The sequence below is a fragment of the Kitasatospora sp. NPDC048407 genome, assembly GCF_043200475.1.
Taxonomy (GTDB): domain Bacteria; phylum Actinomycetota; class Actinomycetes; order Streptomycetales; family Streptomycetaceae; genus Kitasatospora.
In genome coordinates this window covers 25,028-43,310 of the sequence record NZ_JBICXW010000035.1, presented here as the reverse complement: position 1 = coordinate 43,310, position 18,283 = coordinate 25,028, and the positions used below count along the sequence as shown (strand labels likewise).

General features: G+C 70.8%; 15 protein-coding genes, 2 tRNA genes and 1 riboswitch. Of the genes, 5 read left to right on the top strand and 12 right to left on the bottom strand.

The genetic code is table 11. The annotated features are described in order from the left end of the window. The first annotated feature begins 21 nt into the window (after positions 1–21). Positions 22–1,545, top strand: a complete 1,524-nt coding sequence (locus ACGFWJ_RS34770) for a chitinase (protein ID WP_392956655.1) — start codon at positions 22–24, stop codon at positions 1,543–1,545. Positions 1,546–1,607: 62 nt separating this feature from the next. Here ACGFWJ_RS34770 and ACGFWJ_RS34765 read toward each other — a convergent pair whose 3' ends face one another. Together ACGFWJ_RS34765 and ACGFWJ_RS34760 are read right to left on the bottom strand one after the other, a co-directional pair. Next, positions 1,608–2,126 (bottom strand): hypothetical protein, encoded by a 519-nt coding sequence (locus ACGFWJ_RS34765; RefSeq protein ID WP_392956653.1) that lies wholly within the window; start codon positions 2,124–2,126, stop codon positions 1,608–1,610. Positions 2,127–2,404: 278 nt separating this feature from the next. Continuing rightward, positions 2,405–5,041, bottom strand: a complete 2,637-nt coding sequence (locus tag ACGFWJ_RS34760; protein ID WP_387861532.1) for a valine--tRNA ligase — start codon at positions 5,039–5,041, stop codon at positions 2,405–2,407. Between the two features lie 145 nt (positions 5,042–5,186). On the opposite strand from ACGFWJ_RS34760, the gene ACGFWJ_RS34755 reads away from it, so the two are divergent. After that, positions 5,187–6,140, top strand: coding sequence for a hypothetical protein (locus ACGFWJ_RS34755; RefSeq protein WP_392956651.1), 954 nt, complete (start codon positions 5,187–5,189; stop codon positions 6,138–6,140). Positions 6,141–6,183: 43 nt separating this feature from the next. Beyond that, positions 6,184–6,987, top strand: coding sequence for a hypothetical protein (locus ACGFWJ_RS34750; RefSeq protein WP_392956649.1), 804 nt, complete (start codon positions 6,184–6,186; stop codon positions 6,985–6,987). 82 nt (positions 6,988–7,069) lie between these two features. On the opposite strand, the gene clpX is transcribed toward ACGFWJ_RS34750, so the two are convergent. The 5 genes from clpX to ACGFWJ_RS34725 form a co-directional block, all read right to left on the bottom strand. Beyond that, positions 7,070–8,356 (bottom strand): ATP-dependent Clp protease ATP-binding subunit ClpX, encoded by a 1,287-nt coding sequence (gene clpX, locus ACGFWJ_RS34745; protein ID WP_043913988.1) that lies wholly within the window; start codon positions 8,354–8,356, stop codon positions 7,070–7,072. A 275-nt stretch (positions 8,357–8,631) separates the two neighbouring features. Beyond that, positions 8,632–9,294 carry an ATP-dependent Clp protease proteolytic subunit gene (locus ACGFWJ_RS34740; RefSeq protein ID WP_387643087.1) on the bottom strand — a complete coding sequence of 221 codons (663 nt, stop codon included), beginning with the start codon at positions 9,292–9,294 and terminating at the stop codon, positions 8,632–8,634. A gap of 44 nt (positions 9,295–9,338) precedes the next feature. After that, positions 9,339–9,968 carry an ATP-dependent Clp protease proteolytic subunit gene (locus ACGFWJ_RS34735; protein ID WP_387861582.1) on the bottom strand — a complete coding sequence of 210 codons (630 nt, stop codon included), beginning with the start codon at positions 9,966–9,968 and terminating at the stop codon, positions 9,339–9,341. 222 nt (positions 9,969–10,190) lie between these two features. Next, positions 10,191–11,564, bottom strand: coding sequence for a trigger factor (gene tig, locus ACGFWJ_RS34730; RefSeq protein WP_392956646.1), 1,374 nt, complete (start codon positions 11,562–11,564; stop codon positions 10,191–10,193). A gap of 242 nt (positions 11,565–11,806) precedes the next feature. Then, positions 11,807–11,880: transfer RNA gene (locus tag ACGFWJ_RS34725), tRNA-Pro, on the bottom strand. A 149-nt stretch (positions 11,881–12,029) separates the two neighbouring features. On the opposite strand from ACGFWJ_RS34725, the gene ACGFWJ_RS34720 reads away from it, so the two are divergent. Continuing rightward, positions 12,030–12,100 (top strand) — tRNA-Gly (locus ACGFWJ_RS34720). 134 nt (positions 12,101–12,234) lie between these two features. Here the strand turns inward: ACGFWJ_RS34720 and ACGFWJ_RS34715 are convergent. From ACGFWJ_RS34715 to ACGFWJ_RS34705, 3 genes are all read right to left on the bottom strand, one after another. After that, entirely contained in the window at positions 12,235–13,221 is a 987-nt protein-coding gene (locus ACGFWJ_RS34715) for a peptidoglycan DD-metalloendopeptidase family protein (RefSeq protein ID WP_392956644.1), read from the bottom strand. 5 nt (positions 13,222–13,226) lie between these two features. After that, positions 13,227–13,381, bottom strand: a riboswitch (cyclic di-AMP (ydaO/yuaA leader). A gap of 370 nt (positions 13,382–13,751) precedes the next feature. Then, a complete protein-coding gene (locus tag ACGFWJ_RS34710; RefSeq protein ID WP_035862776.1) occupies positions 13,752–13,946 on the bottom strand; it encodes a hypothetical protein in 195 nt (64 codons plus the stop codon). Between the two features lie 387 nt (positions 13,947–14,333). Next, on the bottom strand, positions 14,334–15,545 hold the full coding sequence (locus ACGFWJ_RS34705; RefSeq protein ID WP_392956642.1) for a PP2C family protein-serine/threonine phosphatase: 1,212 nt from the start codon (positions 15,543–15,545) through the stop codon (positions 14,334–14,336). A 166-nt stretch (positions 15,546–15,711) separates the two neighbouring features. Here ACGFWJ_RS34705 and ACGFWJ_RS34700 point away from each other — a divergent pair, with 166 nt between their 5' ends. Further along, positions 15,712–16,965: a GNAT family N-acetyltransferase gene (locus ACGFWJ_RS34700; protein WP_392956640.1), complete on the top strand. Its 1,254-nt coding sequence runs from the start codon at positions 15,712–15,714 to the stop codon at positions 16,963–16,965. A 70-nt stretch (positions 16,966–17,035) separates the two neighbouring features. Here ACGFWJ_RS34700 and ACGFWJ_RS34695 read toward each other — a convergent pair whose 3' ends face one another. Next, complete coding sequence (locus ACGFWJ_RS34695) at positions 17,036–17,521, bottom strand: ribose-5-phosphate isomerase (protein WP_387643082.1); 486 nt, start codon at positions 17,519–17,521, stop codon at positions 17,036–17,038. Positions 17,522–17,595: 74 nt separating this feature from the next. Continuing rightward, positions 17,596–18,192, bottom strand: a complete 597-nt coding sequence (locus ACGFWJ_RS34690; RefSeq protein ID WP_392956638.1) for a biotin transporter BioY — start codon at positions 18,190–18,192, stop codon at positions 17,596–17,598. Positions 18,193–18,283 lie beyond the last annotated feature (91 nt).

The window sequence follows — 18,283 nt, the reverse complement described above, 5'->3', positions numbered from 1 at the left end:
ACTCCCCCACATGGAGATGGCATGCGTGCACCACATCGACTTCCGCGCGGCGCACGGGCCCTGCTCGCCGGATTGCTGGCGGCCGTACTGGCCCTGGTCGGCATGGTGCTGACCGGTACCGGGACGGCCACCGCCGCCGACGTGGACGTGATCCGGAACGGCGACTTCTCGGCCGGCGACCACATCACCCCGTGGGCCTGTGGCCCCACCGTCACCGCGGTGAACAACTCCACCACCGGCTGGGACCTTCAGGGCACCCCGGCCGGGTCGGACTACGCCAACTGCAGCCAGCAGGTCGCCGTGCTGCCCAACTCGACGTACACCCTGTCCGCGGTGGTGCAGGGCTCGTACGTGTTCCTGGGCGCCACCGGCACCGGCGGCACCGACCCGTCCACCTGGAGCTCCAACACCGGGTGGAACACCCTCAGCAGCACCTTCACCACGGGGGCCGGCACCACCTCGGTGCAGGTGTGGTTCCACGGGTGGTACGGCCAGCCGCCGTACCTGGTGGACAAGGTCTCGATGGTCGGCCCGGGCACCGGCTCGCCCAGCCCGTCCAGCTCCGGTCCGACCTCGGTGTCGCCGTCCCCCTCGACGTCCACCTCGGCGTCGCCCTCACCCAGCGGCTCCTCCACCACTCCGCCGCCGCCCGGGCAGAAGCACAAGCTGACCGGCTACTGGCAGAACTTCTACAACGGCGCGACCCCGCAACGGATCAGTGACGTCCCTGCGGCGTACGACATCATCGCGGTGGCCTTCGCGGACGCCACCAGCACCCAGGGCGCGATCAGTTTCACCCTGGACCCGACGCTGTCCTCGAAGCTGAACGGCTACAGCGGCGCCCAGTTCAGGGCCGACATCGCGGCCAAGCGCGCGGCCGGCAAGAAGGTCATCATCTCGGTCGGCGGGCAGAACGGCACCGTCTCGGTGGCGAGTTCGGCCGCGGCGGCCAACTTCGCCAACTCCGCGTACAGCCTGATCCAGACGTACGGCTTCGACGGGATCGACATCGACCTGGAGAACGGCGTCAACTCCACCTACATGGCACAGGCGTTGCACACCCTGGCGGCAAAGGTCGGGTCCGGGTTCGTGCTCACCATGGCTCCGCAGACCATCGACATGCAGTCCACCGGCACCGAGTACTTCAAGCTGGCGCTGGCCACCAAGGACGTCCTGACCATCGTCAACATGCAGTACTACAACTCCGGTGCGATGCTCGGCTGCGACGGCGGCGTGTATTCGCAGGGCACCGAGAACTTCCTCACCGGCCTGGCCTGCATCCAGCTGCAGGGCGGCCTCGACCCGAGCCAGGTCGGCCTCGGGGTGCCCGCCTCCACCAGCGCGGCGGGGGGCGGCTACACCAGCCCGGCGACCGTGAACGCGGCGCTGGACTGCCTGGCCGCGGGAACCAACTGCGGTTCCTTCAAACCCGCGAAGACCTGGCCGGGCATCGGCGGCGCGATGACCTGGTCCACCAACTGGGACGCCCTCGCGGGCGGCGGCATCGCCGGCACCGTCGGCTCCCACCTGCACGCCATGCCGTAGCGGCAGCACGGCAGCGGGCCCGGCGGGGGAAGTTCCCCGCCGGGCCCGGCAGTGACGATCCGTCAAGTGGTGACGCGGGGTGTGGGCAGTCGCGCGGCGTGTCGGCGGCGCAGTTCGGTGGCGATCTCCTCGGCCTCGCCGTCCGGCAGCAGCGGCAGCATCATCGCCACCGCCTGGACCAGGCCGCCCAGCAGGTAGGTGGTGTCGGGCGTACCGGCCACCAGGGCGCGGACCGCGGCGACGTCCCCGTCGGCGACGGCCTCCAGCAGCAGCGCCGCGCCGGCCGTCTCCTCGTCCACCGCGACCTCGCAAGTGCCGTACGGGGCACGCCGGGCCAGGCCGCGCAGCACCCGGTCGGCGACCTCGGGCGCGTACGCCTTGCGGACCGCCTCGGCGGCGATCCACACCAGCAGGGTGGTCGCCTCGCGCTCGGCGTTCTCGGCGAGCAGCAGGTCGAGTTCGGTGTCGAAGGCGAGCTGGTTTCCGTGCTGGAATGCCAACAGGAGGGTTGCCGCCCGGGCCTTGGCCGCCTCCACCTCCGCCATCGGAAGTTCGTCGGCCAACTCCCTGGTCGCCACCATGCGTATGCCCTCCGTTCGACGCCCCGCCCGAATGGGAACTTCCGCCCCACCGTACACATTCGATGTGCGAAGTTCGCTGAACGCGCGGGGGGCGGCAACCCGATGTATTCCCTTTGGCGCAGTGCGTCAATTGCCGGGAATACAGGACGAATAGCCGCAGCGAAACCGTTACCGCGACGCGCGGCCAAGGGAATTGACAGACCGCCGGCCCCAACTCGGGAAAGGCGAAGGGCCGCTGCCCCCGCAGTGCGGGAGCAGCGGCCCTTCCTGACGCGCGGTCAGCCCTGCGGCAGCGCCGCGAGCTGGGCGGTGATCCGGGCGATGTCGGCCTCGGCGGTCTCCAGCCGGAGCCGGATCTTGGCGACCACGTCGTCCGGCGCCTTGGCCAGGAAGGCCTCGTTGCCGAGCTTGCCGGTGGTCTGCGCCTTCTCCTTCTCGGCCGCCGCCAAGTCCTTCTGCAGGCGCTTGCGTTCGGCCGCCACGTCGATGGTGCCGGACAGGTCGAGCGAGACGGTGGTGCCGGCCACCGGCAGCGAGGCGGTGGCGTGGAAGCCCTCCTCCGGCGCCGTCAGCCGCAGCAGCGAGCGGATCGCCGCCTCGTGCACCTCCAGCCGGTGCCCGGCCAGCTCCAGCTGCGCCGGGACCTTCTGGGTGTCGCGCAGGCCCTGGTCGTTGCGGAACCGGCGGACCTCGGTGACCAGTTGCTGCAGCTGCGCGATCTCCGACTCGGCGTCGGTGTCGCGGTAGCCGGAGTCCTTCGGCCACTCGGCGACGACGACCGACTCGGCGCCGGTCAGCGCCGTCCACAGCGCGTCGGTGACGAACGGGACGATCGGGTGCAGCAGACGCAGCGTCACGTCCAGCACCTCGCCGAGGACGCGGCGGGCGTGGTCGGCCTGCGCGCCGCCCTTGTTGAGGGTGGTCTTGGACAGCTCGACGTACCAGTCGAAGACCTCGTCCCAGGCGAAGTGGAACAGCGTGTCCGAGACCTTCGCGAACTCGAAGTCCTCGTACAGCGCGTCCACTTCGGCCACGGTGGCGTTCAGCCGGGACAGGATCCAGCGGTCCGCCGCGGTGAGCTCCTCCGTCGCGGGGAGCGGGCCCTGGACGGTGGCGCCGTTCATCAGCGCGAAGCGGGTGGCGTTCCAGATCTTGTTGCAGAAGTTCCGGGAGCCCTTGACCCAGTCCTCGCCGATCGGCACGTCGGCGCCGGGGTTGGCGCCGCGGGCCAGCGTGAAGCGGACGGCGTCGGCGCCGTAGGCGTCCATCCAGTCCAGCGGGTCGACGGCGGTGCCGGACGACTTCGACATCTTCTTGCCGAACTCGTCGCGGACCAGGCCGGTCAGTGCGACCGTCTTGAACGGGATCTCGCCGTCCATCGCGTACAGGCCGAACATCATCATCCGGGCGACCCAGAAGAAGATGATGTCGTGGCCGGTCACCAGGACGTCGGTCGGGTAGAACTTCTCCAGGTCGGCGGTCTTCTCCGGCCAGCCGAGGGTGGAGAACGGCCACAGGCCGGAGGAGAACCAGGTGTCCAGGACGTCCGGGTCCTGCTCCCAGCCCTCGCCGGTGGGCGGCTGCTCGTTCGGTCCGACGCAGACGACCTCGCCGTTCGGGCCGTACCAGACCGGGATCCGGTGGCCCCACCAGAGCTGGCGCGAGATGCACCAGTCGTACATGTTGTCGACCCAGTCGAAGTAGCGGCGCTCCAGCTCCTTCGGGTGGATCTCGACCTTGCCGTCGCGGACGGCGTCACCGGCGGCCTTGGCCAGCGGCTCGACCTTGACCCACCACTGCAGCGACAGCCGCGGCTCGACCACGGTGTGGCAGCGCGAGCAGTGGCCCACGGCGTGCTCGTAGGGGCGCTTCTCGGCGACGATGCGCCCCTGCTCGCGCAGCGCGCCGACCACGGCGGAGCGGGCCTCCAGCCGGTCCAGGCCGAGGAACGGGCCGTGCACGGTGAGCACGCCGCGCTCGTCCATCACGGTCAGGTTCGGCAGGTTGTGGCGCTGGCCGATGGCGAAGTCGTTCGGGTCGTGCGCCGGGGTCACCTTGACGGCGCCGGTGCCGAACTCCGGGTCGACGTGCTCGTCGGCGACGACCGGGATCTCACGGTCCGTCAGCGGCAGCTTGATGGTCCGGCCGACCAGGTGCGCGTAGCGCTCGTCGGACGGGTGGACGGCCACCGCGGTGTCGCCGAGCAGGGTCTCGGCGCGCGTGGTGGCGACCACGATCGAGTCCTCGCCGTCGCCGTAGCGGATCGAGACCAGCTCGCCCGGGAGGTCCTTGTGGTCCACCTCGACGTCGGACAGCGCGGTCAGGCAGCGCGGGCACCAGTTGATGATGCGCTCGGCGCGGTAGATCAGGCCGTCGTCGAAGAGCTTCTTGAAGATGGTCTGGACGGCCTGCGACAGGCCCTCGTCCATGGTGAAGCGCTCGCGCGACCAGTCCACGCCGTCGCCGAGACGGCGCATCTGGCCGAGGATCCGGCCGCCGTAGTTCTCCTTCCACTCCCAGACCTTCTCGACGAAGGCCTCACGGCCCAGGTCGTGCCGGGACAGGCCGGACTCGGCGAGCTGCTGCTCCACCCGGTTCTGGGTGGCGATGCCCGCGTGGTCCATGCCCGGGAGCCAGAGTGCCTCGAAGCCCAGCATCCGCTTGCGGCGGGTCAGCGCGTCCATCAGCGTGTGCTGGAACGCGTGGCCCAGGTGCAGCGCACCGGTGACGTTCGGCGGCGGGATGACGATGGTGTAGGCGGGCTTGTCGCTCTTCGCATCGGCGGTGAAATAGCCACGCTCTACCCAGCGCTCGTACAGCTCGCCCTCTACCTCGGCCGGGGCGTAGGTCGTCGGGAGGGTGGCTGCTTCGTCCCCGGGCTTGCTCGCGGGGCGCTGGTTCGTCGTGTCGGTCACGACGCACAGTTTACGGAAGACCCGACCACAGTTGTGACCGACAGTGCACCGACCGCTCGGCGCGGTGGGGGGGCCGTACGGTAGCGTGCCCGCATAGTCGATCGGACGGGGCCGCGCAACAGAGGCGGCGGGGGAGAAAAGACATATGTACGGCCAGGGCCAGGGACCGCAGCAGTATCCGCAGGGGCAGCCGCAGCAGCCGTACGGCGCTCCCCCGCCGCAGCCCGGCTACGGTGCGCCGCAGCAGCCGCCGGCCTACGGCGCCCCCCAGCCGCCGGCTTACGGCGCTCCGCAGCAGCCCGCGTACGGCGCTCCGCAGCCGTCGGGCTACGGCACCCCGCCGCCCGCCGGGCAGCCGGGGTACGGCTACCCGCAGCAGGCGCCGCCGCCCCAGCAGCAGTGGGGCGGCATGCCCCAGCAGCCGGGCCAGCCCGGCCAGCCCGGCTACGGCGGCTTCCCGCCGCCGCCCGCCCCGTCCAAGGGCAAGGGCGGGATCATCGCCGTGGTGGTGGTCCTGGTGCTGGCCATCGGCGGCGGCCTCGCCTACTGGGGGCTGAGCGGCACCAAGGGCTCAGACACCGAGGGCAAGTACAAGCTGTCCGCGCCGGAGAGCGTGGCCGGCTACACCAAGAAGAACGCCGACGAGAAGGGCGGGCTGAAGGGCCTGGACGGCGTCGGCACCTTCGAGGGCACGCTCGCCGCGACCTACCAGAAGACCACCACCGACGCGGCCAGCCTCAGCGGCTCCTGGGGCAAGGTCCCGGACCCGGCCAAGGCGCTCGACGTGCTCACCAAGAAGATCAACGAGGGCGACGGCAGCGACGCCTCCGCGGGCAAGCTGGTCTGGAAGCAGGAGCTGACGGACGTCGAGGCCAGCGACCCGACGGACCCGGGCGCCAAGCTCCGCTGCGGCGTGGGCACCTCGGACACCGGCACCGGCAAGGCCTCGATGGGCATCCCGATGTGCATGTTCGCCAGCCACTCCACCATCGGCATGGTCGCGTTCATCTCCATGGACCCCTCCGGCAAGACCATCAGCACCACCGAGGCCGCGACCCGCGCCCGCCAGCTCCGCGACGCCGCGACCGTCACCAAGTAACCACCGCAGTACTGCACTTCACGCTCGAACGGAGTATCGCCCCGTGTCCGACAACCAGTTCGGCCCGCCGCAGCCCGGCTTCGGACCCCCGCCCGTCCAGGACGCGATACCCCCGCAGGGCGCACCCGCGGCGCCCCAGGGCGGCTACGGCCAGCCGGCCGCGCCGCAGCAGGCCTGGGGCGGCGGCGCGGTGCCGCCGCAGGCGTTCCCGCCCGGCACCCCCGGCGGCTACCCGCCCGGGTATCCGGTGGCGCCGAAGAAGTCCCGCAAGGGCCTGTGGATCGGCCTGTCCGTGGTGGCCGCGGTGGTTCTCGGCGGCGCGACCACGCTCGGTTACCTGATCGTCCACACCGCGGCGGACACCGGCAAGAACAACGTCGTCCTGCCGCAGTCCTTCCACGACATGACCAACGACCCGGACGACGCGGACGCCAAGGACCTGGCCACCTCCCTGCAGAGCGGCCTGCAGTCGGAGAAGGACTCCTTCACCGACCCGCAGCCGGTCAGCGCCATCTACCGCTCCTCGGACCAGGAGAAGATGCTGCTGGTGTCCGGCCTGACCGGCCACGTGCTGCTCCCGACCAAGCAGGTCGACGTGCTGTACAGCAGCCTCCCGTCCGGCGGCGCCACCAACCGCAGCGACGTCGACGCGGGCCCGCTCGGCGGCCGGATGTCCTGCGGCGACCTGGAGTTGAGCGGTCAGCACGGCGGCATCTGCGTCTGGGCCGACAGCTCGTCCGTGGTGATGGTCATAGAACTCGACATCTCCGCCGAGGACGGCGTCACCAAGGAGAAGGTCATCGCCGACACCCAGGAGCTGCGCAAGCTCGCCGAGGTCCCCAAGTAGCCTCCGCCGCACGGGACATGAAAGGGGCCCCGCACCGTTCACCGGTGCGGGGCCCCTTCGCTGCGGCCGGGTTGACGCCTGGTCAGGCGCTCTTGTCCCGGCGCTCACGCTTGATCATGTCGCGCGGGACCAGGGTCGGGATGGCGTGCTTGGAGACCACGTCCCCGGTGACGACCACGCGGGCGACGTCCTGACGGGACGGCACCTCGTACATCACGGACATCAGCACCTCCTCCATGATGGCCCGCAGACCGCGCGCGCCGGTGCCCCGCAGGATCGCCTGGTCGGCGATGGCCTCCAGTGCGTCCCGGGTGAACTCCAGCTCCACGCCGTCCAGTTCGAACAGCTTGCGGTACTGCTTCACCAGCGCGTTCTTCGGCTCGGTGAGGATCTGCAGCAGCGCCTCGCGGTCCAGGTTGTGCACGCTGGTGATGACGGGCAGACGGCCGATGAACTCCGGGATCATCCCGAACTTCACCAGGTCCTCCGGCATCACCTGGCGGAAGTGGTCCGAGGCGTCCAGCTCACGCTTGGAGCGGATGGTGGCGCCGAAGCCGATGCCCTTGGCACCCGCCCGGCCCTCGATGATCCGCTCCAGGCCGGCGAACGCGCCACCCACGATGAACAGCACGTTGGTGGTGTCGATCTGGATGAACTCCTGGTGCGGGTGCTTGCGCCCGCCCTGCGGCGGCACCGAGGCGGTGGTGCCCTCCAGGATCTTCAGCAGCGCCTGCTGCACACCCTCGCCGGAGACATCGCGGGTGATCGACGGGTTCTCGCTCTTGCGGGCGACCTTGTCGATCTCGTCGATGTAGATGATCCCGGTCTCGGCCTTCTTGACGTCGTAGTCGGCCGCCTGAATCAGCTTCAGCAGGATGTTCTCGACGTCCTCGCCGACGTAGCCGGCCTCGGTCAGCGCCGTGGCGTCCGCGATCGCGAACGGCACGTTCAGCATCCGGGCCAGGGTCTGCGCGAGCAGCGTCTTGCCGGAGCCGGTCGGGCCCAGCAGCAGGATGTTCGACTTGGCCAGCTCGATCGCGTCGTCCCGGCCGGAGCCGGAACGACCGGCCTCGCCCGCCTGGACGCGCTTGTAGTGGTTGTAGACCGCGACCGACAGCGCCTTCTTGGCGAGGTCCTGACCGACCACGTACTGGTCCAGGAACTCGTAGATCTCGCGGGGCTTCGGGAGTTCCTCGAAGCGCACCTCGGAGCTCTCGGCGAGCTCCTCCTCGATGATCTCGTTGCAGAGGTCGATGCACTCGTCGCAGATGTACACGCCTGGCCCGGCGATCAGCTTCTTCACCTGCTTCTGCGACTTGCCGCAGAACGAGCACTTGAGCAGGTCGCCACCGTCTCCGATGCGTGCCACGAGGTGCTTCCCCTTCGCCAGGGGCCCCGCGGGGGTCGGGGCCTGGTGCTGTGAGACCGGCTGCGTCGGCGGTCGGTCTGGTATCCGACGGTACTCTGCCGAGCCGTTGTTTCCGTCGACTTCGGCCGCTCTGCCCTACGCCCTGGGCGAATTGATACCGAACAGATGCCGTCGCGGGTGCATGACCCGACAGCCATTGTGCCGGGGCCGCGGCCCCGACCGGAACGCCCCGGGGCGGGGCGTACGTCACGTACGCGCCGCCCCGGGGCGAGGGTTCAGTCGGTGTACGAGTTCTTCCGGGTCGAGACGATCTGGTCGACCAGGCCGTACTCCAGCGCCTCTTCGGCGGTCAGGATCTTGTCGCGCTCGATGTCCTCGCGGACCTGCTCGACCTCCTTGTTGGAGTGCTTGGCCAGCATGGTCTCCAGCTGCTCGCGCATCCGGAAGATCTCCTTGGCCTGGATCTCCAGGTCCGACACCTGACCGCGGCCGGTCTCGGTGTACGGCTGGTGGATCAGCACCCGGGCGTTCGGCAGCGCCATCCGCTTGCCGGGGGTGCCCGCGGCCAGGATGACCGCGGCGGCCGAGGCGGCCTGGCCCATGCAGACCGTCTGGATGTCCGGCTTCACGAACTGCATGGTGTCGTAGATCGCCGTCAGCGCGGTGAACGAGCCGCCCGGGGAGTTGATGTAGATCGAGATGTCGCGATCCGGGTCCATCGACTCCAGGCAGATCAGCTGCGCCATGATGTCGTTCGCGGAGACGTCGTCCACCTGCGAGCCGAGGAAGATGATGCGCTCCTCGAACAGCTTGGCGTACGGGTCGTACTCGCGAACGCCCTGCGAGGTGCGCTCGACGAACCGCGGGACGATGTAGCGGCCCTCGGCCCGCATGTCCTCCAGGCGGGCCTTGGCACCGGACAGGCTGGGGATGTTCATGTTCTGTGGTCCTCCGAAGCGTGCGGTCTGGATTCCGAAACCGGTCAGCCGGCCAGGCCGGCGCCGGTGCCGCCGCCGCCCGGGACGTCCGCGGCGCTGTGCATGATGTCGTCGATCAGGCCGTACGCCTTGGCCTCCTCCGGGGTGAACCAGCGGTCGCGGTCGGAGTCCGCGGTGACCTGCTCGAAGGTCTGCCCACTGTGGTGGGCGATCATCTCCGACATCCGCTTCTTGGTGCGCAGCAGCTGCTCCGCCTGGATCCGGATGTCGGTGGCGGAGCCGCCGAGGCCCGCGGAGGGCTGGTGCATCAGGATGTTGGCGTTCGGCAGCGAGAAGCGCTTGCCCGGGGTGCCCGCGGTCAGCAGGAACTGACCCATCGACGCGGCCATGCCCATGGCGATGGTCACGACGTCGTTCTTGATGTACTGCATGGTGTCGTAGATCGCCATGCCGGCCGAGATCGAGCCGCCCGGGGAGTTGATGTAGAGAAAGATGTCCTTCTCGGGGTCCGCCGCGAGCAGCAGGAGCTGGGCGGTGATCTTGTTGGCGATGTCGTCGTCGACCTGCTGGCCGAGGAAGATGATGCGCTCGTTGAGCAGCCGGTTGTAGACCTGGTCGCCCAGGCCGCCGCCCACGTCGCCGCCGGCGGCGTGCGGTGCCATCGGGCCAGGCATCTGCATCTGCGGGAACGTCACTTAGCCACCTGCTCAGTCGATCTGCGTGTGTGTCGCTGTCCACCGACCCTAACGCGCAGGCCCGGCCGCTGAATCCCCCACGCAGAACTGTTCGCTGTGAGCGCAGGGTGACTGGGCCCAACGCGAACGGGCCCGGGCACCATGCGGTGCCCGGGCCCGTCCCGGTGCTGCGGTCCGCCGGATTCCCGGCGGTTACGAGGCTCAGGCCTCGGTGGTCTCCTCGGCGGCGGCCTCGGTGACAACCTCTTCCTCATCGTCCTCGAAGGAGACGACCTCACCGTTGGTGTCGGTGACCTTGGCGGCCTCGACAACCAGGGCCAGCGCCTTGCCGCGGGCGACCTCGCCGACCAGGAGCTGGACCTGGCCGCCCTGGACGACCTGCTGGGCGAACTGGTCCGGGGTCAGGCCGGAGCCGGCGGCGCGACGGATGAGGTGCTCGGTGAGCTCCTCCTGGTTGACGCCCAGCTCCTCGTTCTTGACGATCTGGTCCAGCACGAACTGGGTCTTGATGCCCTTCTTCGCCTGGTCCTCGGTCTCCCTGTCGAAGTCCTCGCGGGACTTGTCCTGGGAGGCCAGGTAGGTGTCGAGGGTCATGCCCATCGGCTCCAGCTGGTGGTGCTCCAGGTTGTGCTTGCGGGTGCCGATCTCGTCCGCGAGCAGCTTCTCCGGGTAGTCCATCTCGACCCGGGTGAGCAGCTCGTCGAGGACCTTCTCCTGGGCCTGGGTGGCCTGGTCGAACTCCTTCATCCGCTCGAGGCGCTTGCGGGAGTCCCCGCGCAGCTCCTCCAGGGTGTCGAACTCGCTCGCCAGCTGCGCGAACTCGTCGTCCAGCTCCGGGAGTTCCTTCTCCTGGACGGTGGTCACGGTGACGGTGACCTCGGAGTCCTTGCCGATCTGGGTGCCACCCTTGAGGGTGGTGGTGAAGGTCTTGGCCTCACCGGCGGACAGGCCGACGACGGCCTCGTCGATGCCGTCCAGCAGGCGGCCGGAGCCGATCTCGTAGCTCACGCCGGTGGCGGTGCCGTCCTCCGGCACCTCACCGTCGACCTTGGCCTCCAGGTCGATGACCACGACGTCGCCCTCGGCGGCGGCGCGCTCGACATCCTTCACGGAGCTGAAGCGCTCGCGCAGCTGCTGCAGCGACTTCTCGATGTCCTCGTCGGTGACCTCGACCGGGTCCACCACGACGGCGATCTCGGCGAAGTCCGGCAGGGCGACCTCGGGACGGACGTCGACCTCGGCGGTGAACTTCAGGTCACCGCCGTCGGCCAGGTTCTCGACACCGGCGATGTCGGTGATGTCCGGCTGGCCCAGCACATCGATCTGGCCCTCGTCGACGGCCTGCGTGTAGAAGCGCGGAAGCGCGTCGTTGACGGCCTCCTCCAGCACCGCGCCACGGCCGAAGCGCTGGTCGATGACCCGGTTCGGGATCTTGCCCTTGCGGAAGCCCGGAACGGTGACCTGCTGGTTGATCTTCTTGTACGCCGCGTCGAGGCTGGGCTTGAGCTCCTCGAAGGGCACCTCGACGGTGAGTCGAACCCGGGTCGGGTTCAGAGTCTCGACGGCGCTCTTCACGGTGGGGTCTCCTAGGGGGGCTTGCGGTCAGGGCGATAGGCGGTTGGGGCTGCAATGCTGTCCGTACTACCGCCAGCGGTCCATCCTACCGGTACCACGAAAGTGACTGCGCCCGGCACCGGGTGCACGGCGGAGCAGGGCCGGGGCGGCCGCGCCCCACAACGACAGCGGAGCAGGGCCGGGGCGGCCGCGCCCCACAACGACAACAGGGCCCCGCCCACGGACGAGACCCTGCCGCACGGTCGGGGTGACCGGATTCGAACCGACGGCCTTCCGCTCCCAAAGCGGACGCGCTACCAACCTGCGCCACACCCCGTGGTGCCGAGCAGAAGAGTACACGTCGGGCCGCCTCCGACCGGGGCGATATTCGCGAGCCGACAGCGCGGAAGGAGTGTGCAATCCACCGGCTCGACCAGGTACCCTGATCCAGTCCTCGCCACCGCGACGCGGTGCGGGTACGCCTTTGCGGGTGTAGCTCAATGGTAGAGCCCCAGTCTTCCAAACTGGTCACGCGAGTTCGATTCTCGTCACCCGCTCCGAATGGCCAACGGCCCCGACTGCCAACGCAGTCGGGGCCGTTGCCGTTCTCCGCGGCGCCAGCACGGTTCGCCGGACAGCCCGAAGGCCCCGCGCAGCGGACTGCGCGGGGCCTTCGGGGGTGAGGCGTGGATCAGACGTTGACGCCGTGGGCCGCCAGGTAGGCGACGGGGTCGATGTCGGAGCCGTAGTTCGGGGTGGTGCGGATCTCGAAGTGCAGGTGCGGGCCGGTCACGTTGCCGGTGGCGCCGGAGAGACCGATCTGCTGACCCGCCGTCACGGACTGGCCGGCCGAGACGGAGATCGAGGACAGGTGGGCGTACTGGGCGTACTTGCCGTCGGCCAGCTTGATGACGACCTGGTTGCCGTAGGCACCGCCGTTGCCGGCGGAGACCACGGTGCCGTTGGCGATGGCCTTGAGGCTGGTGCCGGTGGCGACCGGGAAGTCGATGCCGGTGTGGTAGCCGGAGGCCCAGTTGGAGCCGGCGACCTTGTAACCGGTGGTGACCTTGCCCGGCGCCGGGGCGACGTAGGTGGAGCTGTTGCTCGCGGCGGCCGGGACCGCGGTGGGGGCCGTGGTGGCGGTGGTGGCCGTGGTGGCGACCGGGGGCGCCGCCTGCGGGGCCGGGGCCACGGGCTGGGCCTTGACGGTGCCGGTGGTGGCCGGCTTCGCGGTGTCGGCCTTCTTGACGGCGACCTTCGGCGCGGTGGCGGTGTCCGTGGAGGTGGACTTGGCGGCCGGGGCCTGCGCGGGGGCGGCGGCCTGGCCGTTGATGGCCAGCTTCTGGCCCGGGAAGATCAGGTCGGGGTTGCCACCGACCACGGAGCGGTTGTCCTGGTACAGCTTCTGCCAGCCACCGTCGACGTGCTGCGCGGCGGCGATCTTGGACAGGGTGTCGCCGGAGGCGACCCGGTAGCTGTGCGGGGCGGCGGCCTGGTCGGCGACGGGGGTGGCGTCCACCGAGACCGTGGACGGGCGGCTGCCGGCCTGCTCGGTGGCGGTGTGCGCGGAGGCGGCGGTGACCGGGAGGCCGATCGCGGCGCCGGCCACACCGGTGGCGATGGCGATCCGGGCGATGGTGGCCAGGCTCGGCTTGCGGTGCTTGCCCTGAGCGGACATGAAGGCGTTCCTCTCCGACGCCTGCGAGGTGAGCTGTCGGGTTCGGGCGAGAGTTGCCCGGCCGCAGGGACTGCGGCTTCACCCCGAGCCGTTCCCGGTGGTTTCCGGGCCCGGCGACTTACCTGTGGTTCCCCCGCTCCTGCCGTGGCGTGGTATCTGGTCGGCACCGGACGACGGCAGGACTAGGCGTTCCGTCCGGTGGCCCGCCCGGTCACTGGCCGGGCTGCGGAGGAAGCAAATCCCACGGCCCGTGAGGCTGGCAAACGCCGATCGGCCCCGCTCCCTGGATCGGGAAGGGGCTGACGATCCACCAGGTCACGCTGTGCCGACACCACGCTGCGGTGCGCGTACGCGATCATGACAGTGCGCGTACGAACCCCGCACGGTGGGCGACTTCGGCCACCGTGCGCGTTCGGGCGCGGACCTGGCGTGACGTCGCGGGTGAGCCTGGTCACCGTGGGCAGGCCGAATGGACGGCGCGGGGGTGTCTCCCGCCCGTCGTGGCGTGCCGCCGGGGAGCCGACAGGCCGTCAGCCCGCGATCGACGCGATGGCCTTGGAGACCGAGGTGAGGAACTGCTGGATCGGGCCAGCCATGGTCGACTGGCTCAGCATGAAGCCGAACAGGGCGGCGACGATGGCGTGCCCGGTCTTCAGCTGCTTGTTGCGAATGAAGATCGCGACGATGATGCCGAACAGGACAAGCGCGGAGACGGAGAAGGCCACCGGGACTCACTTCCTCGATTCATGGCGGGGGTTCGGTGGAAGCCGGCGTTGGCTCCCAGGCGGAAACCGGCCCCTGCCCCCCGTGTCCCCACCACTCCATCCGGACTCAGTGTGGTCGCTCGTGCTGAGTGCGTAAAGGACTTGCCCGGTCGCTCGGTGCCCGAACCCGCCTGGCAGGACTGATTTTCGCCGACCGCGACGATAGCGGACGGGTTCTGACACCCCGTCGGCGGGCGGTGGTCCGTGCTGGCCTGCGCGGCAAACCGGCAGGCAGATCCAACATCGCCGCCCGGCTCGGGCCGCGAACCGGAATTGGCCGAAGATCAACGTCCGGGTTTGACACTCCGTGGACACTCCGCGCTCACCGCGTCTGCACCGGACGGAGGTTCAGCGGCGCCAGACCAGCAGCACCGCGCGGTCGTCGTTGACGTGCTTGGCGACGGTGTCGATCAGCCGGACCGCGGAGCCTGGCCGGATCGACCCCGGGGCGGTGGCGACCAGCCGGTCGGCCTCGCCCATCAGCCGGTCCATGCCCTCGGCGAGGTCGCGGCCGGGGATCTCCACCATGCCGTCGGTGCACAGCATCAGGACGTCGCCGGGGCCGAGGGTGCCGCGCACCCCCTCGAACTTGGCCTCGTCGTAGACGCCGAGCAGCGGGCCCTCGGCCTCCTTGACCTCCCAGTACCCGGCGCCCGCGAGGCGGTGCATGCCGGGCAGGTGCCCCGCGGAGAGCAGTTCGTACTCGCCGGTGTCCAGGTCGACCACCAGATGGACGGCGGTGGCGAAGCCCTCCGCCCAGTCCTGCCGCAGCAGGTAGCCGTTGGCGGCGGGCAGGAAGTCGTGGGCGGGCAGCGAGCCGAGCAGGCCGCCGAAGGCGCCGGAGAGCAGCAGGGCGCGGCTGCCGGCATCCATGCCCTTGCCGGAGACGTCGGCGAGGACGGCTTCCAGCATCCGTCCGCCGGGGCCGGTGCGGGCGGCGACCATGAAGTCGCCGGAGAAGGACTGGCCGCCGGCCGGGCGCAGCGCGGTGTCGGTGTGCCAGCCGTCGGGCAGTTCCGGGACCCGGCCCTGGATCCGGATCCGCTCGCGCAGGTCGAACAGCATGGTGGAGCCGCCGCGCCAGGGCACGCCGATCCGGCGGCGGAACTGGGCGACCAGCAGTCCGGCGACGCCGACCGCGCCGACCACCAGCGCGGAGCCGGGGGTGACGCCGTGGGTGTAGGTCTCCGGCTGCGCGCTGGCGACGCGTTCGCCGGTGTGCACCAGGGATTCGGTGATCAGTCCGGCGGCGGCGACGGCGTACAGCAGCACCAGGGTGCCGGGGCGCAGCAGCAGCGCGCCGGCCAGCACGGGCAGCACCAGGGCGGTGGGCGGGGCCCAGTCGGGAAGCAGGATGTTCAGCAGGACCAGGACGGGCACGGCGAGGGCGAGGGCGGCGAACGCCCACCAGTCGACGCCGTCGCCGCGGAAGTAGTCGACTCCGGTGCGGCGCACCCTGCGCCTGGCCCGGTACAGCGCAGCGCGCAGCCGGGCCGTCACGGGCTCGCGGGACGGTCCGCCGTCCCGGCCCGTCGCTCTGGGGCGCGCTCTGCCGACCATGGGGACCGACTGTATCCACCGCCGGTGCGCGCGTCGACGGCCCGGTGGCACCGAGTGCAACGGGAGGGGCACGCTCCGGTGGGTTTCGGCCGCCCGGGAGGCCGGCTACGGCATGGGCGCGACAAATCGGTCGCACGGTTCCGGATCGGGTGGTAGGCAGGGGCTCATGACGATTCGACACCCCGATCTGACCATCCGGCCGTTGCGCGCCGAGGAGTGGGAGACCTGGTACAGCACCCTTGACGTGGCCTTCGGCGGCGGCGGGGAGGCTCCCGCCGAACGCGCGCTGTGGCACGAGTTGACCGAGGTGGAGCGTTCGCTGGCGATCTGCGAGGGCGAGCGCATCGTCGGCGGCTGCTCGGCGTTCAGCTTCCGGCTGGTCGTGCCGGGCGGAGCGGTGGTCCCGGCGGCGGGCGTGACGATGGTGGGCGTGCTGCCCACCCATCGGCGCCGGGGCGCGCTGACCGCCATGATGCGCCGTCAGCTGGCCGACGTACATGCGGCCGGGGAGGCGCTGGCGGTGCTGACGGCGTCCGAGCCGGTGATCTACGGGCGGTTCGGCTACGGGCAGGGCACCCGCAAGGCGGTCATATCGATGATCCGCGGCCGGGTGAAGGTGCACACGCCGGAGCGCCGCGGCGAGCTGGTGCTGCGGCTGGCCGATCCGGGGGCCGAACTGGCCCGCTGCGAGGAGCTGTACGACCGTCTGGCCACTCGCCGCCCGGGCACCCTGGTGCGGCAGCCGGGCTGGGACAAGCTGCCGGTGCTGGACGCGCCGGAGTCCCGCAGCGGCTTCTCCCCGCTGCAGTCGGTGGTGGCGGAGGATCCGGAGACCGGTGAGCTGCTCGGCTACGCCCGGTACGCGGTGAAGGACGACTGGAACGATCGTGGCGCGGCCGGCGTGGTCCGGGTCCGCGCGGTGCAGGCGGAGCAGCCCTGGGTGTACGCCCGGCTGTGGGAGTTCCTGCTTGACCTCGACCTCACCGAGCGGGTGGAGGCGTTCAACCTGCCGGCGGACGACCCGCTGCTGCACCTGGTGTCGGACTACCGGCACCTGATGCCCCGGCTGGTGGACGCCATGTTCGTGCGGCTGGTGGACCTGCCGAAGGCGCTTGAGGCGCGCGGCTGGGCGCAGCCGGTGGACGCGGTGCTGGAGGTCACCGACGCGTTCTGCCCGTGGAACGCGGGCCGTTGGCGGCTGACGGCCGTACCGGGCAAGCCGGCCTCCTGCGTGCCGACGGACGAGCCGGCCGATCTGGAGCTGGACGTCCGCGAGTTGGGCTCGGTCTACCTGGGCGGCACCTCGCTGACGGCGCTGGCCGCGGCGGGGCTGGTGCGGGAGCTGCGGACGGGTGCGCTGGAGCAGGTGTCGGCGGCGTTCCGCTCGGGGCTGGAGCCCTGGTTGCCGCACGGCTTCTGACCGTCCGGGAAAAAAGCGAACGCGCCCGCCCGGGACAACTCCCGGGCGGGCGCGGTGCGTTGGGTCCGGCTCAGCCCTGCGGGTGGTGGGCCGGGACGGGCGGCAGCTCGCCGGTGGTCTCGTACTCGGAGAGCATCTGGATCCGGCGGGTGTGCCGGGGCTCGCCGCTGTACGGGGTGTTGAGGAAGATCTCGACGAACTTGGTGGCCTCGTCCACGGTGTGCATCCGGCCGCCGACCGAGATCACGTTGGCGTTGTTGTGCTCGCGGCCGAGGGCGGCGGTCTGCTCGCTCCAGGCCAGCGCGGCGCGGACGCCCTTGACCTTGTTGGCGGCGATCGCCTCGCCGTTGCCGGAGCCGCCGATCACCACGCCCAGCGCCTCCGGGTCGGCGGCGGTGCGCTCGGCCGCCCGCAGGCAGAACGGCGGGTAGTCGTCCTCGGCGTCGTAGATGTGCGGGCCGCAGTCGACCGGCTCGTGCCCGGCCCCCTTCAGCCACTCGACGAGGTGGTTCTTCAGTTCGTATCCGGCGTGGTCGGAGCCCAGGTAGACGCGCATGGACACGAGTGTGACATGCCACCGGGCCCGCGCCCCGGCAGGGGCGGCGGGCCCGGTTCGGAACGGGTCGCCCGTCAGCGGCGGCCGAGAAGCTTCCAGGTGAGCGGCAGGGCGCCCATCGCGAGCACCATCTTCAGCGCGTCGCCGACCAGGTACGGGTAGAGACCGAGGCTCGCGGCCTTGGCCAGCGGGACGTCCAGGGCGAACGCCAGGTACGGCACGCCGACCGCGTAGATCGCCAGGCTGCCGAGCGCCATCGCGCCGGCGGTGCGCAGCGGGCTGCGGTCGGCGCCGCGGCGGGCCAGCGCGCCGGTGAGGGCGGCGGCCAGCACGAAGCCGATCACGTAGCCGAAGGTGGCCATGCCCGCGCCGGAGGTGCCCTCGGCGAACCAGGGCAGGCCGGCCGCGCCGGCCGCCAGGTAGAGGCCGAGCGCGGCGGCGCCGCGGCGGGCGCCGAGCGCGGTGCCGACCAGCAGCGCGGCGAAGGTCTGCCCGGTCACCGGCACCGGCGAGCCCGGCACCGGAACGGACAGCTGGGCGGCGATGCCGGTCAGTGCGGCGCCGCCGGCCACCAGGGCCAGGTCGCGGGCCCGCGCGCCGATCCGGGTGGACGCCTGCGGCAGCAGGTCGGCAAGGACGGCGGTGGACGGTGTCGACGCGGCGATGGCCATGGCTGCTCCCGGGGTGTCCGATGGGGTGATCACTTGTGAACCTATGCGGTGTCAGGGCTCCACCGCCGCGTCGGGGCACGACAAAGCCGAC

Coding starts and splice junctions, on each gene's coding strand:
- ACGFWJ_RS34770 (WP_392956655.1), top strand. CDS start 22: ATGCGTGCACCACATCGACTTCCGCGCGGCGCACGGGCCCTGCTCGCC.
- ACGFWJ_RS34765 (WP_392956653.1), bottom strand. CDS start 2,126: ATGGTGGCGACCAGGGAGTTGGCCGACGAACTTCCGATGGCGGAGGTG.
- ACGFWJ_RS34755 (WP_392956651.1), top strand. CDS start 5,187: ATGTACGGCCAGGGCCAGGGACCGCAGCAGTATCCGCAGGGGCAGCCG.
- ACGFWJ_RS34740 (WP_387643087.1), bottom strand. CDS start 9,294: ATGAACATCCCCAGCCTGTCCGGTGCCAAGGCCCGCCTGGAGGACATG.
- ACGFWJ_RS34735 (WP_387861582.1), bottom strand. CDS start 9,968: ATGCCTGGCCCGATGGCACCGCACGCCGCCGGCGGCGACGTGGGCGGC.
- ACGFWJ_RS34715 (WP_392956644.1), bottom strand. CDS start 13,221: ATGTCCGCTCAGGGCAAGCACCGCAAGCCGAGCCTGGCCACCATCGCC.
- ACGFWJ_RS34705 (WP_392956642.1), bottom strand. CDS start 15,545: ATGGTCGGCAGAGCGCGCCCCAGAGCGACGGGCCGGGACGGCGGACCG.
- ACGFWJ_RS34700 (WP_392956640.1), top strand. CDS start 15,712: ATGACGATTCGACACCCCGATCTGACCATCCGGCCGTTGCGCGCCGAG.
- ACGFWJ_RS34695 (WP_387643082.1), bottom strand. CDS start 17,521: ATGCGCGTCTACCTGGGCTCCGACCACGCCGGATACGAACTGAAGAAC.
- ACGFWJ_RS34690 (WP_392956638.1), bottom strand. CDS start 18,192: ATGGCCATCGCCGCGTCGACACCGTCCACCGCCGTCCTTGCCGACCTG.